The organism is Pseudoxanthomonas sp. LjRoot125 (genome assembly GCF_964252705.1).
Lineage (GTDB): Bacteria > Pseudomonadota > Gammaproteobacteria > Xanthomonadales > Xanthomonadaceae > Pseudoxanthomonas_A.
In genome coordinates, this window is the sequence record NZ_CAXUOY020000001.1 from 962,327 (window position 1) to 975,066 (window position 12,740).

General features: G+C 58.3%; 10 protein-coding genes and 1 pseudogene. 8 read left to right on the forward strand and 3 right to left on the reverse strand.

Features of this window, described 5'->3' with window-relative positions:
- Nucleotides 1–195: 195 nt before the first annotated feature.
- Both ACSION_RS04235 and ACSION_RS04240 read right to left on the reverse strand, forming a co-directional pair.
- Nucleotides 196–1,446: an FAD-binding domain gene (locus ACSION_RS04235; RefSeq protein ID WP_271251411.1), complete on the reverse strand. Its 1,251-nt coding sequence runs from the start codon at nucleotides 1,444–1,446 to the stop codon at nucleotides 196–198.
- A complete protein-coding gene (locus tag ACSION_RS04240) occupies nucleotides 1,443–3,605 on the reverse strand; it encodes a prolyl oligopeptidase family serine peptidase (RefSeq protein WP_435304984.1) in 2,163 nt (720 codons plus the stop codon). The genes ACSION_RS04235 and ACSION_RS04240 overlap by 4 nt, the downstream gene beginning before the upstream one ends.
- 85 nt (nucleotides 3,606–3,690) lie before the next feature.
- Here ACSION_RS04240 and ACSION_RS04245 point away from each other — a divergent pair, with 85 nt between their 5' ends.
- Complete coding sequence (locus ACSION_RS04245) at nucleotides 3,691–4,338, forward strand: TetR/AcrR family transcriptional regulator (RefSeq protein ID WP_271251413.1); 648 nt, start codon at nucleotides 3,691–3,693, stop codon at nucleotides 4,336–4,338.
- 77 nt (nucleotides 4,339–4,415) lie between these two features.
- Nucleotides 4,416–6,878 carry a PEP/pyruvate-binding domain-containing protein gene (locus ACSION_RS04250; RefSeq protein ID WP_435304985.1) on the forward strand — a complete coding sequence of 821 codons (2,463 nt, stop codon included), beginning with the start codon at nucleotides 4,416–4,418 and terminating at the stop codon, nucleotides 6,876–6,878.
- Nucleotides 6,879–7,048: 170 nt separating this feature from the next.
- Here ACSION_RS04250 and ACSION_RS04255 read toward each other — a convergent pair whose 3' ends face one another.
- Nucleotides 7,049–7,672 (reverse strand): hypothetical protein, encoded by a 624-nt coding sequence (locus tag ACSION_RS04255; protein WP_435304986.1) that lies wholly within the window; start codon nucleotides 7,670–7,672, stop codon nucleotides 7,049–7,051.
- Between the two features lie 23 nt (nucleotides 7,673–7,695).
- On the opposite strand from ACSION_RS04255, the gene ACSION_RS04260 reads away from it, so the two are divergent.
- The 6 genes and pseudogenes from ACSION_RS04260 to ACSION_RS04285 all read left to right on the forward strand — a co-directional run bounded on the left by ACSION_RS04260 (nucleotide 7,696) and on the right by ACSION_RS04285 (nucleotide 12,667).
- Complete coding sequence (locus ACSION_RS04260; RefSeq protein ID WP_435304987.1) at nucleotides 7,696–8,481, forward strand: hypothetical protein; 786 nt, start codon at nucleotides 7,696–7,698, stop codon at nucleotides 8,479–8,481.
- Nucleotides 8,482–9,323: 842 nt separating this feature from the next.
- A pseudogene (locus ACSION_RS04265) lies at nucleotides 9,324–9,455 on the forward strand (Fic family protein); the annotation flags it as partial.
- A gap of 6 nt (nucleotides 9,456–9,461) precedes the next feature.
- Nucleotides 9,462–9,980 carry a hypothetical protein gene (locus ACSION_RS04270; RefSeq protein ID WP_435306730.1) on the forward strand — a complete coding sequence of 173 codons (519 nt, stop codon included), beginning with the start codon at nucleotides 9,462–9,464 and terminating at the stop codon, nucleotides 9,978–9,980.
- A 79-nt stretch (nucleotides 9,981–10,059) separates the two neighbouring features.
- Nucleotides 10,060–10,680, forward strand: coding sequence for a DUF4410 domain-containing protein (locus ACSION_RS04275; RefSeq protein ID WP_435304988.1), 621 nt, complete (start codon nucleotides 10,060–10,062; stop codon nucleotides 10,678–10,680).
- Nucleotides 10,681–10,761: 81 nt separating this feature from the next.
- Nucleotides 10,762–11,811, forward strand: coding sequence for an AbiJ-NTD4 domain-containing protein (locus ACSION_RS04280; protein ID WP_435304989.1), 1,050 nt, complete (start codon nucleotides 10,762–10,764; stop codon nucleotides 11,809–11,811).
- 520 nt (nucleotides 11,812–12,331) lie between these two features.
- Nucleotides 12,332–12,667 carry a hypothetical protein gene (locus ACSION_RS04285; protein WP_435304990.1) on the forward strand — a complete coding sequence of 112 codons (336 nt, stop codon included), beginning with the start codon at nucleotides 12,332–12,334 and terminating at the stop codon, nucleotides 12,665–12,667.
- Nucleotides 12,668–12,740 lie beyond the last annotated feature (73 nt).

Consider the following 12,740-nt stretch of genomic DNA (forward strand, 5'->3'; position numbering starts at 1 on the left):
GGCCTAACTCTAAGTAGGTCCCAAAAATGGGGTGTAACAAATAGTCACGCTGCAATCTGATGGGCGTCAATCAAAATTACCAATAAGGTTGATCAACGACTTGCCTCGCCGAGCGATGCCTAGGTTGTCAATTTGCATCAGGGAAGTATCTCGACTGAGTTCATGCGATGCTCCATGGGAGGCCTAATGCCTCAATTAAGCCGCGCCCCGCAGTTGCGTCTGCTTGAGCGAATTATCGGACGGCGCCTGCGTTGCCGAGCATGCCATCGCGTACTCGGGCAACTTCATTGCATCACGGAAGTAGCGACCCATTAGAAGCCGTGGAAACACCGGAAGTCGCATCAGCAGGGTTGCCAGATCGCGGGCTCTTACGCCAAATTCCGTTCTTGGCAGGAACGACGGTACCAGGCCCTCCGCGTATTTATGTTTGCGCGCAGCGTATGGCTTGATACGAGCTTGATAGTGTTTCAGTGCCGAGTCGAGATCGCCCGGGTGGTCATGGATTTCTCCAGCGAGCACATAAGCTTCGGCAAGCGCGAAGCCCGCGCCCTCCCCGGCTATGAGCGAGGGGCATGCGGCCGCATCGCCTACCAGCGCCACTCTGCCTTTTGCCCACTCATCCATACGGATTTGACTGATGCCGTCGAAATAGAGGCCGTCCACGCTCTCCAGGGCTGACAGGATTGCGGGGCATTCCCAACCCATGTCGGAGAACGCATTCGTTAGCACCGCCTTTCGCTCGGAGTCATCAGCCGTTGGAACGTCAGGAAGGAACCTATCTCTGAGCAGCATGAAAATGAGCGTTTTATCGTCGCGCACTGGAAACCGAGCTACATATCTCCCCGGCGCCGTGTGCGCCACATATAGATTGTCGTTACGAGGACGATACCCGGCCACCTCGAACGAAGCGACATGACAACCCATCGGGCGCTCAAATTGCGTGTCTGCACCGAATGTAATTTGACGAATCTTCGAGTGTAGTCCATCAGCCCCGACGACCAGATCGACCTCGCGCGGTTGCGCATGCTCGAAGCCGACATGAGCACGCACTCCATCGTCCTCGATAGTTTTTACGCTATCGCCGAAGACCGTTTCTACTCGATTATCGATCAAGCCGTAGATTGCAGCAGCGATGTCCGCGCGCGCCAACGTGACGATGCGCCCGTCGGCCAGATCTTGCAGGGCTTGCGACGGATAGCCGCCGCGCGTTCGGCCCTGCCTATCGACCATGCGCAGTTCGTCGGTCTCGTACTGTTGCTCTAGCATCTTCGGAAGCAGACCCATCTTTTCCATCGCGTCGTAGCCGACTCCCCACAGGTTGAGAACGTAGCCGCCGGTGCGTAGTTCTGGAGCGCGCTCGACCAGCAGCACCTCGTGGCCCAGTTCGTAAAGCCAATAGGCCAGGGCGGTGCCCGCGATGCCCGCCCCGTTAATGGCTACTCTCATTGTCCTTGTGCCCCCGCTTTTTGATGGGTCCCGAGTAGAACGCGGCGGAAGAACGCTCGTATCACCGCCTTCGTATCCAAGACACTCGATTGCGTACCCGAGGTGATCTGGTGCCCGCCCTTGAAGTCAATATTCATAAGCACCGGTTTGCCTGACGTGCTTGCAGCCTGCAGACGAGCCGCGGTCTTGGCCGACATCCAGAATGGAGTACGCGCGTCATTCCAGCCGTGGGTGAACAGGACGGCGGGATAGGCGACCCCCTGCTGCACGTGGTGATAGGTATCCATGTCGTAGATCCACCGTGCCTCATCTGGATGATTGATGCTTCCGAACTCCGCGATATTGGGCGCGCCGTTGGCGTGGCTCTCGGCTCGCATCGGGTTGAGCCCGCCAAAGGCCAGGTGAACACCAGCGAACAGGTCCGGCCGCTCGGTCATCGCCCGTCCCACCAGCATGCCGCCCGCGCTTGCGCCTTCGGCGACCAGCCGGTCGGTGCGGGTGTATTCATTGGCGACGAGCCACTGGGCGCAAGCGATGAAGTCTTCCCAGCTCAGGTGCTTGGTGACCTTCATGGCTGCGCGATGCCATTGTTCGCCAAGCTCGCCTCCACCCCGCGCGTGACAGACGGCATAGCCGATTCCGTCACGGTAGATCGGCAGTAGGTTGTCGTTGAATACCGGGCGCATGTTGATGCCGTAGGCGGCATAGCCGGTTAGCAGGAATGGCAAGGGCTGGGCACGATTCCACCCGCGCTGATAGACGATGGAGAGCGGAACGCGCATGCCATCCGCACTCGGTATGTCGACCTCCTCCGCGGTGAGCTCGATGCCGTCCGGTGGCACCGGCACGATCGCCACTTCCAATACCATGCCGTCCCGGACAGCCCAGTAGCGTGAACGCGCGGTCCAGCGCCGGTCGCGCAGAAGCACGCCATCGATGCGCACATCGCCGACGACAAGGTCGAACTGCCCGTCGAATGGCAGCCGAACCGTCGATAGCCCATGGTCACCCGGAACAAGGCGAAGCAGTCGCTGGTGCATGCCCTCCTGCACCTGCAAGTAGAGACCATCGGCAGCGGGCACCAGACCGAGCACGGCGGAATCCGGATCGGCAAACTGGACGACCGGCTGCCCGGGACTCGCAAGGTCGATACTGTGGATTGCGCCTTTGCCTGCCAGATGAGTCAGGTAGATGCGGCCGTGGGAAACGGCAACCGGCGCGCTACCGGTCGCCCTTGGCGCTCCATAGCCGGCATCAGCACCGAACAGGCGGCGCCACGGAACCTGCGGCTGGCCAAGACTTTCAAGAGGCGCGACATAGAGGCCGAACTCCTGTGCCACGCCCGCGGAATACCGGCCAAATGCGAGGCCGGCGCCCGCATCGATATCGACTACGGGAAAGTCGCCCTCGCCAATGTCTGCGCTCGTCGGCATGGCACGGCCGAAGACCACCGGGTCCGTGCGCCAATCGGTGCCGATCACATGGGCGTAGACCTGTTGCCCTGCATACAACGCCGCATCGGCTTGACCCGGATCCGAGTCCTTGAGCCTCGGGTACACGAAGCGGCGGCTGTCAGGCCACCAACTGATCGCCTTGAAGCGAACGCCAGGAATTGGTCCATCGATGAGCTGGCCCGTCTCCAGGTCGAGCACATGCAGCGCGTTGTTCTCGCTGCCGTTCTCGCCGATCGCGAGTGCCACGTGTCGCCCGTTGGGCGCAGGCTCAAAAAATGCGATTGTCCGCACTTTGCCGTCAGGCGTCGGCGCTGGAGCAAACGCAAGAGCCACCGTCCCCTTGGCATCCCTCATGTAGAGGGCATCGACCGGATCGTCCGCCATCCGGGCAAGGAAGACTGCCTTGCCAGCAGGCAGGCGCCGGAACCGGCTCGCTTCGATGGTGACTTCCCGTGCAAGCGGCAGGACGGCGACGGCACCGGATGCGGTGGTGGGCCTCAGGATGGCCCTGGTGTAGGCGCTCTGGGCGCGCGCCCACGACTCGACTGCGGGATCGTCGAGCTGCTCCAGCCAGCGATAGGGATCCGCGATCGCTCGCCCGTGGACAATGTCGACCACGGATCCAGTCGGGGTAGGCGGCGCTGTCGCCGGAATGTTAGTCGTGGCAGCCACGCCCACAAATAGAAGAGTCAGCGCAAGCGACATGGCATCTCTCTGAGATCAGGGACCCATTGTAAAGCATAAATTGAACGACGTATAATTTTAATCATCGTTTCAATTTGGTCAAACCATGTCGGCACTTGTGGTCCCCCAGGGCAGTCGTCGCGAGCGCAAGCGGGAGCAAACCGCGAACCACCTCGCCGCGACGGCGTTCCGTTTGTTCGAGGCCCACGGCTACGATTCCGTCGCGATGGAACAGATCGCAGCGGAAGCCGACGTCGCCAAAGGCACGCTGTACAACTACTTCCCGGTCAAGGAGGCGCTGCTCGCGCACCAGTTCCGTGAGGAAATCGCCGCCGGCATGATCGGCCTTGAACCAATGCTGGTGCAGCAGCGCGACTTTCGCGCCCGGATGGAAGGTCTGCTCAAGGCCTCGGCGCACTGGAACGCGTCACGCCGCAAGTACTTGCCGCAATACCTGCGCTTTCGCATGACGGAGATCGGCACCCAACCAGGCACGTCGTCCTCGAGCCAGCACAGTGGCGTACACCGAATCCTCGAGACGCTGTTTCGCGTCGCTCAGGAGCAAGGCGAAGTGCGCACCGACCTCGCTCCGACGGAACTGGCATGGCTCTTCGAGTTCATGTGCATGGGGGCGGTCATGATCTGGCTACGACTCCTCGATGACAGCCTCGAACAGCGCTTTCTGTTGGCGCTCGAGGTGCTGATCGACGGTGTCGCGCCTGCTACCCCTGACAGCCCTAAGACGGCCAAATGAGCGGAGTCGTACTCGACTGGTCTACTGCCGCCGCCGCTGGTCCGTCTCGGGCTGGCGGCAAGGGCTGGCAGCTGGGCGTGCTGGCCGAACTGGGTGCACCAGTGCCGCAGGGGTTCGTCATCGACTCCGCGGCGGAGGCGGCACGCCGATGCGGCGACGAGCTGTCTGGGCCATTGGTGGCTGCTCTCGCTCACGCGCTGGAAAGCCGTGGCTGGATGGATCTACCACTCGCTGTGCGCTCATCGGCTTCGACCGAAGACTCGGCAGGTGCGTCGTTCGCAGGAATCTATCGCTCCTGCTTGAACGTGTGCGGCCACGCCGCGCTCATCGAAGCCGTTCGCAGCGTCCTGGACTCCAACGGGGAGCCGGCCGCGATGGCCTATCGGGAGCGACTAGGCCTAGGTGCCGACCCGTCAAGGATGGCGGTCGTGGTGATGCCACTGCTCCCGGCCGTGGCATCGGGCGTTGCGTTCACCTGCGACCCGCTCTCGGGTCGCGAAGATCAGTGGATCATTCACGCCAACTGGGGTTTGGGTGAAAGCCTGGTAGGTGGCTTGGTAGACGCCGACGAGTACCGTCTTCAGGAGCATTATCCTGACGAAGAAGTGTCGCTTGTCGCACAGCGTCGCGGCACGAAAGCGCGCATGACCGTCCTTGACGGCGACCGCGGCACTTGTCAAAGCGCCACGCCCGGTGCGTTGGCTTCCCAGTCAGTGTTGAGCACCGCACAGGCGATTGCGCTCGGCAAGCTTGTGCGCGATGTCGCCGCCATACTCGACTACACGAGGCCGTTCTACGATCTGGAATGGGTGTGGGACGGGACCTGCTTCTGGATCGTACAGGCGCGGCCCATCACGGCGCGCGGCCGGCAATCCTACCCGGCGCTGATGAAACAGCCAGCGGTCTGGTCTCGTGCTAATTCCCGGGATGTCGTTCCCGACCCGTTGCCTGCTCTGGACCGGAGCGTATCGCTGCCGCTCATCAATCACATGCTGACCCGCAGTTCCGCGCTAGCCGGTTACGTAACTTTACCCGGCGTGCAACGGACGGCCATCCATCACGGCCGCCTGTATTTCGAGACTTCGATCCTGCAATGGGAGTCGTTCGACGGATTCGATGTGCCCCCGAAGGCTTACAACCGACTGATTGGCGGCCACCAGCCTGAGATATCCGTCCAGCCAGGCACGCCTGGCGAGCGCTTGAACCGTGCATGGCGCGGCATGCGCTTCTTGCAGAAATGCATTTGGCCCAGACTGCGTGCGAAGTCCACGCTTGCCCACGCGCACAAGGCAGCGGCAGAGCGCTTCGCACAGCATCTGCCCGCCGAGCCTTCGGAGCTAGCCGAACAATTGCGCACGCAAGTAGTCGGGATGCGCGGGGCCGAGGATCTCCTGCTGCTGCAATCCTCCGGCAGTGCTCTGCTGGTTTTGCTCGATTTGCTGGAGAGGTATTTTCCCGGCGAAGGCAACGCGCTTACTGCAGCGATCATGACGGGAGGCGATCCGAGTGCGACGGCTGCCATGAACTATGGACTGATGCAGCTCGCGCAAATAGCCGCAATGGACCCAGCCACCCTCGAGTGGCTGCAGTCGCCCCAACGCGTTGGGCGCGAGTGGCGTCAGCGCCTTGCCCACGACAGCGACTTTGGCTGCGCATTCGAGGCGTTCCTACAGGCCTACGGCCACCGCGCGGTGTACGAAAGCTATCTGCATCACCCCCGTTGGCGCGAGGATCCGGACTACCTTCTGGACACCGTGCTCAGTTTGATCGGCTGCGAAACCGCACCGCTTCGTGATCGCCAGCGCCGCAACTCCGTGGTTGCTCGTCAACGCATCCGGGAGCGGCTGCCGACCTGGCTCCGCCCGCTGATCCCCCTGCTCGTCAAACTGGCGACGGCCGAACGTAACATGCGTGAAGGTGCGCGTAGCGCGCTGACCGCGCACTTGGGCGTCGTACGCCAACGGGCGATCGCTCTCGGAGAGCAATGGTCGTTTGCTGGACATTTACGATCTCCGGATGATGTCTTCCATCTGACGCTGGCCGAACTGATTGCGATCGCCGAGGGGCGCTTGGCTATGCCTCATGCCGCCAAACGAGCCTCTTGGCGCCGTCGCCAGCGCGACTCATTCACGATACAGGAGGCTCCCGAAGTCATCGTTGAGCCCCGCGGCCTGGCGCCGACCATGCCGGCGGTAGCGACGGCGGCGCCTTGTGTCGACAGAAACGAGTGGCGCGGCATCGTGGTGGCCAGTGGTCGCGCCAACGGCGTTGCGCACCTGGCCCATCACCCTACCGAAGCGCTGAGCCTGGCAGTGGGAGCAATTCTCGTTGTGCCTGCCACCGACCCGTCCTGGACACCGGCTTTTCTAAAGGCGGGCGCAATCGTGATGGAGACGGGAGGTTATCTGTCCCACGGCGCCATCGTCGCGCGCGAATTCGGTATCCCGGCAGTTGTAAATCTTCCAGGCATTCTGAGCGCAATCCGGGCTGGCGAACAACTTGAAGTGGACGCAGATCACGGCGTTGTTCGACGTTTGTAGCACTGTACGAGCGCTACATGAATCTGATCGATGTGATGGGGCTCGGCACCGTCGCCTTACGCGGTATCTGTCGGCTAAACGTCCGCTTTGGGTCGCTGGACGCCCTACAGCCAAAGCCGTACAGACAGCACCCTGAATTAACCCGAGCCATGAAGCGATTTCGAATTGATTTAATCAACAAGCGATTTAACGTGCCCGGTTACCTTTGCGGCCAGCTGAAACAGATCGCGCGCAGAGATTTCATGTTGCTCTGAAAGCTCAAATATCCTCTCATGCTTGCCGATGTACTTTCGTCCAGGGTCAGGATAACGGCCTGCCCAATAGACGAAATGCGTCAGCATCTCCAAGATGGCCAGATCTTTGTTGTCGAGATAATCAATGAATCCCGCTAACTTAGCCAAATCATGGTGCTGGTACCCACCTTCGGCTTCCGAGTAGGCATCGACACCACCCTTCAGAAGAATCATGGCCTTCAAGCAAACTTCGAGGCTATAGCCGACAAGCATTAGCGCCACTGCGCAATACTGCGTATCACATATACCCCTGATAGGTACGGGCATATTCTCAAATCTGGGCTCAGATTTTACGAGCACGACTGCAGCCTGCGTCATAGCTTCCGCCTGCGCAAGCCACAGAATTGGGCTTTTCAGATCCCTGCTGGTTGGCGGCTTATCGGGATCGGCATCTCCACCATTAGCCGCTACGAGGAATGCCCAGCGCATCCACGCTGAACGGCTGTAACCGCCAGGATCTTGAGAAAATTGGTTACGATCTGGAATGATAGGATTGAACATCGGCAGCCTCCCAAATAATCGATATGGCAGACACTACTCCAGAACGGCTGCATCATTACACCAGCCTTAGTTCACTGGCATATATCCTCGATTCACGCAAGATCCGCTTCACCCGCTTGGATCAACTTGACGACGTACTGGAAGCACAAAAGGTTGAGCGATTCAATTTCGGCGAAGTGCTTTACGCTAGCAGTTGGGTGGCCAACGCCGAGGAAGCCTATCCTCAATGGTCAATGTACGGGGATGCTATGCGTGGAGTGAGAGTCTCCTTGCCCTACTATCCCTTCGACTGTCACAACTACATACCAGTAGAAGGAGACTTAGCAAATGAAACAGTGGTCCCAATGCCTATGGATGAGGCAATAGGCGAGGATTTCAAGATTGTTCCATTCCTTTCAAAAGAAGATATTTGTCGCCCCGTCACGTATGTAGCGGATGTAGCAGAAGCTTGGCGCAAGAGCATATGGATAGATGGCGATCGACTCGTTTGCGATGATCCCCGCGCGCTTGCCAGCTACAAGAGTAACCGTTGGGAATTTCAGAAAGAGCATCGCTTCGTACTGCAAATCCATGGCCGGTTGCGCAGTAACGACAAAAGCTTGGTAGCGGGAATGCTTTCACCAAATTTCATCTATTTCGACGTGCCCATATCAGATGAAGCATTTCGTAGAATGGAAGTGACAATGGGCCCTTTGCGGTCACCAGCTGACCTACTAATCGCTGACGCACTTTTGAAGAAGTACGCCCCCGAGGCTCGACTATCCGAAAGCAGCCTCCTCGGTGAGATCAGGCCAAAGATGTCAAGATAATGCTGGTGGCTCTACAGGTCGCTAGTCGTCCTTCGGCCAGAAGCGGACATGGGCGGCTCAAACGCTAAGTCGAGGCTCCGTGCGGCTCCAAGTCCCAATAAGTCGCCAAAGCTGCGTAGTGATTAAAACAGCTTCTCTGTGACTGAGCGCTGCCCTAAGCTTAGGAAATGCTGACTGTCCTTTATCCCGACTGGCTAAAGTTGATAGGGCGCCATGGTCTGGCAACAGCCCTGTGGCACATGCCTTGAATGACTCAACTCAGGATTTTCCGGTCAATTTCGACAAGCCACGAATTTTCACTTTGGGTCGAAAGTTACTGGCCTGATGCCTAGACTAACCATTGAGCATCCCCCCCGGCTGTGCCGGGGAGGCAGTAGACGTTTACATCTCCGGCAGTCCATCCCGGAGACTCCGAGTCGTGAGTCGTCAAGCACACGAAACGGAGAATCCGAGATGGATGAGTACGAAAGCTTTGTATCGACTAAGACGCGTCTTCTCGGGTCTTCGAGTAGCCAAGACGGAATGGCGGCAAATTTCCTGCGGGAGTCCCCTTGCATGAATTTCGACGAGGGGTAGCCTTTCCTTGCAGAAATTTATCAATCCGCATTGCAAGCTCGGTGAGGGCGAGATCTCTAAGTGGCTGATTATATTGGATGTTTCCTTGCGTGAATTTCAGTTTCCCCACATTAAGCACGGAAGAGCTGGTGGCCTGTCTAAGCCGAATTTGCTTGAGCTTTCTGTCGTCGCGGCAATCCACGAGCAGCTAACTGTAGAGTTCTCAACAACTGAAGATCCCATTTCTCCTCCCGGAGTTAGGGATCAAGGGGCTGCTAGAGTCTGCAGTGTTGCGGCAGTCCACCGGCATTGGTGACGAGTTGAAGTATGCCAATAGTTTCACTAGTGCCGCGGCGCTAATTTATGGGGTATGCAATAACCATGCATTCCACAATGGGAACAAACGCGCGGCACTCGTTGCTGGATTGATGCACCTCGATGGGAACAACTTAGTCCTCGAAGGGGTGACGAAAGAGGATCTCTTCCGACTCATGAAGCGGATAGCCTCCCACCACTTCTCGCAAAGAAAGTGCGGCGCCGATGTCCTTCCTGACCCGGATGTGGAAATCTCCGCAATAGCTAAGTGGTTGCAGGAGAACGCTCGAGAGATTAGGCGAGGGGAGCGTCCGATACCCTACGGTGAGCTCTACAAGATAATTCAGCGCTTCGGATTCCGTCTTGGCGCGAAGCGCCACAACTACGTGGAAGTATTGAAGAAGAAGAGGGGCTGGCTACGAGGTGAGTATTGGGACTGTGTATACAAGGTCCCGTGCCCCGGCGACTCACGTATCGTGCGAATTGAGGAAATAAAATCGATTCGGCGAGCGCTGAGTCTCACGGAAGAGGATGGGGTTGATTCGTCTAGCTTCTATGAAACCCGGGTCGTTATCGACAGCTTTATTACTTCGCATAGGCAGGTATTGAGGCAGCTCGCACGCACTTAAAAGGGATGCTTGGGGCTCTCTTCGTCTAAGGTGCGCCTCAGTGCTCATGGTAGGAGCCCTTTGAATAGAGGCGGGGGTCATGATGCATTCTGTTGCCAACGTTGGAGAATGTGCTCTTGTCTCGTCTTTGACGAATTCAGGCGCATGGCGCGCGATTGGGCGGATGGCCGCGATCGCTATCTGTTGCCTGTCCCTTGCAGCCTGCATAGGCACATCCAGCAAAGTCGCAAGGCCAAACGCATCCGCCATCGGGTCGAAGCTCTGGTACACCATCGAGAATCCCGGAGGCATGACGCCCGAAGGGATGGCCGTGTTGCGCACGCGCCTGGATGAGCGCTTTGTCGCCGTGCGCGCCGCCGAGAGCACTCCCAACGCAGTGCATGTCAAGGTGACCGTGACGGCCTACCGTATGCGCCATGGCGCCGCTCGAGCACTGGTCGGCATCATGGCCGGCAAGGACGCTGTACTGAGCACCGTGCAGGTTCTGGATCCTGCAACTGGGCAAGAGTTGGGGCGTCTCAACGTCGAATCCGGCAATGCCACCGCCGTCGGGTCTGCAGGTGGTCTGTTGCGTGGGCATGCTGACGAGATTGCTGACTTCGTTCTGGCGGGAGGAGCCCCGGCAACCGTTGGTGACACTCCTGCAACTGCGCCCCCGCCTCCAGAGGAGATGAAATGGAGGCCGCGGCCAGTGCGTTGATACCTCAGGTGTCGAGCCGTGCTGTCGTGTCCCCGCATCTCAGGTTTAGGTGCACATTTGTAACTTCAGTTGGGGCGGTGAATGCTTACTGACATATTCGCAGCTAGGTACCGGGACTTCCCGATCTGGCCGGCGTTCGGCCATCGAGATATTCGCCTCTTTAACCAGGCGTTTCAGATCTTGGACCACGACGTACTTCCCTACTACAAAGCCGACGGAAGTACCGACAGCACCAACAAGGAAATTTGGCGAAAGATCAATGCATCGTTGTGTCGCGAGCTCGGAGTGTCGAGTCTCTCACCAACGCACTACCAGACAACTTCGACTTGGAGTGGGGTGCCGACCACGCAATGGAATGCGTGGCCATACAATGCTGTAGCCAGCACCTATGTATGCGCGGACCTCCGGAATCATCAGCAATCTGACATTGAGGCTAAAGAGCGCATGAGCCTCATCGAGATAGGCATGCGTGCTGCACGCGATCGTGCAAACATGCTTGATGCAACGTATCCACCTCCGGCGCCGGCAGTGACGATTCTTGCGCAAGCTGCTGTTCCACGGCAATCCAGTTTCGCTCTTGAGGCCAGGCGTTTCCGCGCTCAGTATGAGACCGCCGTTGTGGAGCTGAATGCGCGGTTCGAACAGGCTGGTGTTCCGCTCGTGTACAACAATGGGCACATCCAGGTGAACTCGGATGCTACGACAACGGCGATGACTGCAGAGCCCTTCTGGCGTGTCATAAGCAACCCTAGATGGTCTGCTGTAGATGTTGAGATGCGCGACGCGATCGACCGGCGCGACTCGAGCCTTTCCGACGCCGCATTTCACGCTACAAAATCTCTGGAAAGTGCGATTAAAGTTGTTTCGGCCGAGCGGGGCTGGACCACCGGTAGAGAGAACGGAGCGGCCTCATTCATCGATAATTTGGTGTCTCAGGCAAATGGTCGATTCATTGAAGTCTGGCAGGCGGATGCACTGAAGCAAATCTTCCGTGAGGTTAGAAATCCACTCGGTCACGGGGCTGGAGTGGCGACGCCCAGTGCGCCTACCGGTGCAGATACGAACTGGGCCATTTCCATCTGCATGGCATGGATTCGCTGGCTAGTGCAACGTCATCAGGGAGATGATTAGTGAGGAGCTACAGCACAGAGAAGTTCTATGCTGAAACACGCGTCGTAGTTAAAGAGGCTTTTCAGATCGTCGAATGGATGATCGTAGTCGTGGCGATGCTTTATGCTGGCGCACGTACGGGAATTATTTGGTTCACAGCGATCGGCTGGACTCTCTACGTTCTGCTAGGGCTGTACACCCTGGATTGCGTAATGCGGGCGCTTTGGGCTGTGGCGCCTTCGCTTGGTCCCAACAAGCCGCGATCGGCGCGAACGATTTTAGCTGCTGTCTGCGTTCTCGCTGCGGTATCCCTTGGTCAGCAATTGACTGAGTCCCTTGTAGGCCATTTGTTGAGGCTGCAACTGTCGGACTCTAAAGCCCAAGAGCCAGTGACTCGAAACGTCCCTTCGTCCGATGACATCCGAATTATTGAGCCGATGAATGACGCAGGGAAGCCGAAGTGTGCCGCCCAAAAGTCAAGCGCTACGGACTCGCCGAACGTCCCCGCTTCTCCAACAACCAAGTCTCTGAGGTACTAGATATGCCGATCGGGCGCGATGCTCAGACTCACTTCCCGTACTGTCTTCAGAAGACTAAAGACGGGATGTGGCTCGTTCTTAACAGGAACTACAAGCCGCTAGGGACGACGAGCAAGGAGTGGGTCGACTACGACACCCACCCAGACCGCTTGAGTATCGATGGGCGAACTATTGCTGCACTGAAGAAGAAGGCTGTCTACGAGATTGCTGACAAGGAAGACGATCCTGGTTTGTTCTTCTTCTATAACGACAGCACGATGCCCACTGAATCTTCAGCTGACTGGTCTCGGTACTCTGAAGTTCTTCAGCTGTTAGCTGGAGCGAAGATAAGCGCGTAGGGCGGGCTTCAGCCCACCTTTCCCATAGCGGATGCAAACAGGTGGGCCAAGGCCCACCCTACGATTTCTATTC

What these genes read in the sequence shown, in the direction of transcription:
- ACSION_RS04275 (WP_435304988.1), top strand. Translation starts at nt 10,060, where the DNA reads ATGATGCATTCTGTTGCCAACGTTGGAGAATGTGCTCTTGTCTCGTCT.
- ACSION_RS04285 (WP_435304990.1), top strand. Translation starts at nt 12,332, where the DNA reads ATGCCGATCGGGCGCGATGCTCAGACTCACTTCCCGTACTGTCTTCAG.
- ACSION_RS04260 (WP_435304987.1), top strand. Translation starts at nt 7,696, where the DNA reads ATGGCAGACACTACTCCAGAACGGCTGCATCATTACACCAGCCTTAGT.
- ACSION_RS04240 (WP_435304984.1), bottom strand. Translation starts at nt 3,605, where the DNA reads ATGTCGCTTGCGCTGACTCTTCTATTTGTGGGCGTGGCTGCCACGACT.
- ACSION_RS04280 (WP_435304989.1), top strand. Translation starts at nt 10,762, where the DNA reads ATGCTTACTGACATATTCGCAGCTAGGTACCGGGACTTCCCGATCTGG.
- ACSION_RS04235 (WP_271251411.1), bottom strand. Translation starts at nt 1,446, where the DNA reads ATGAGAGTAGCCATTAACGGGGCGGGCATCGCGGGCACCGCCCTGGCC.
- ACSION_RS04255 (WP_435304986.1), bottom strand. Translation starts at nt 7,672, where the DNA reads ATGTTCAATCCTATCATTCCAGATCGTAACCAATTTTCTCAAGATCCT.
- ACSION_RS04245 (WP_271251413.1), top strand. Translation starts at nt 3,691, where the DNA reads ATGTCGGCACTTGTGGTCCCCCAGGGCAGTCGTCGCGAGCGCAAGCGG.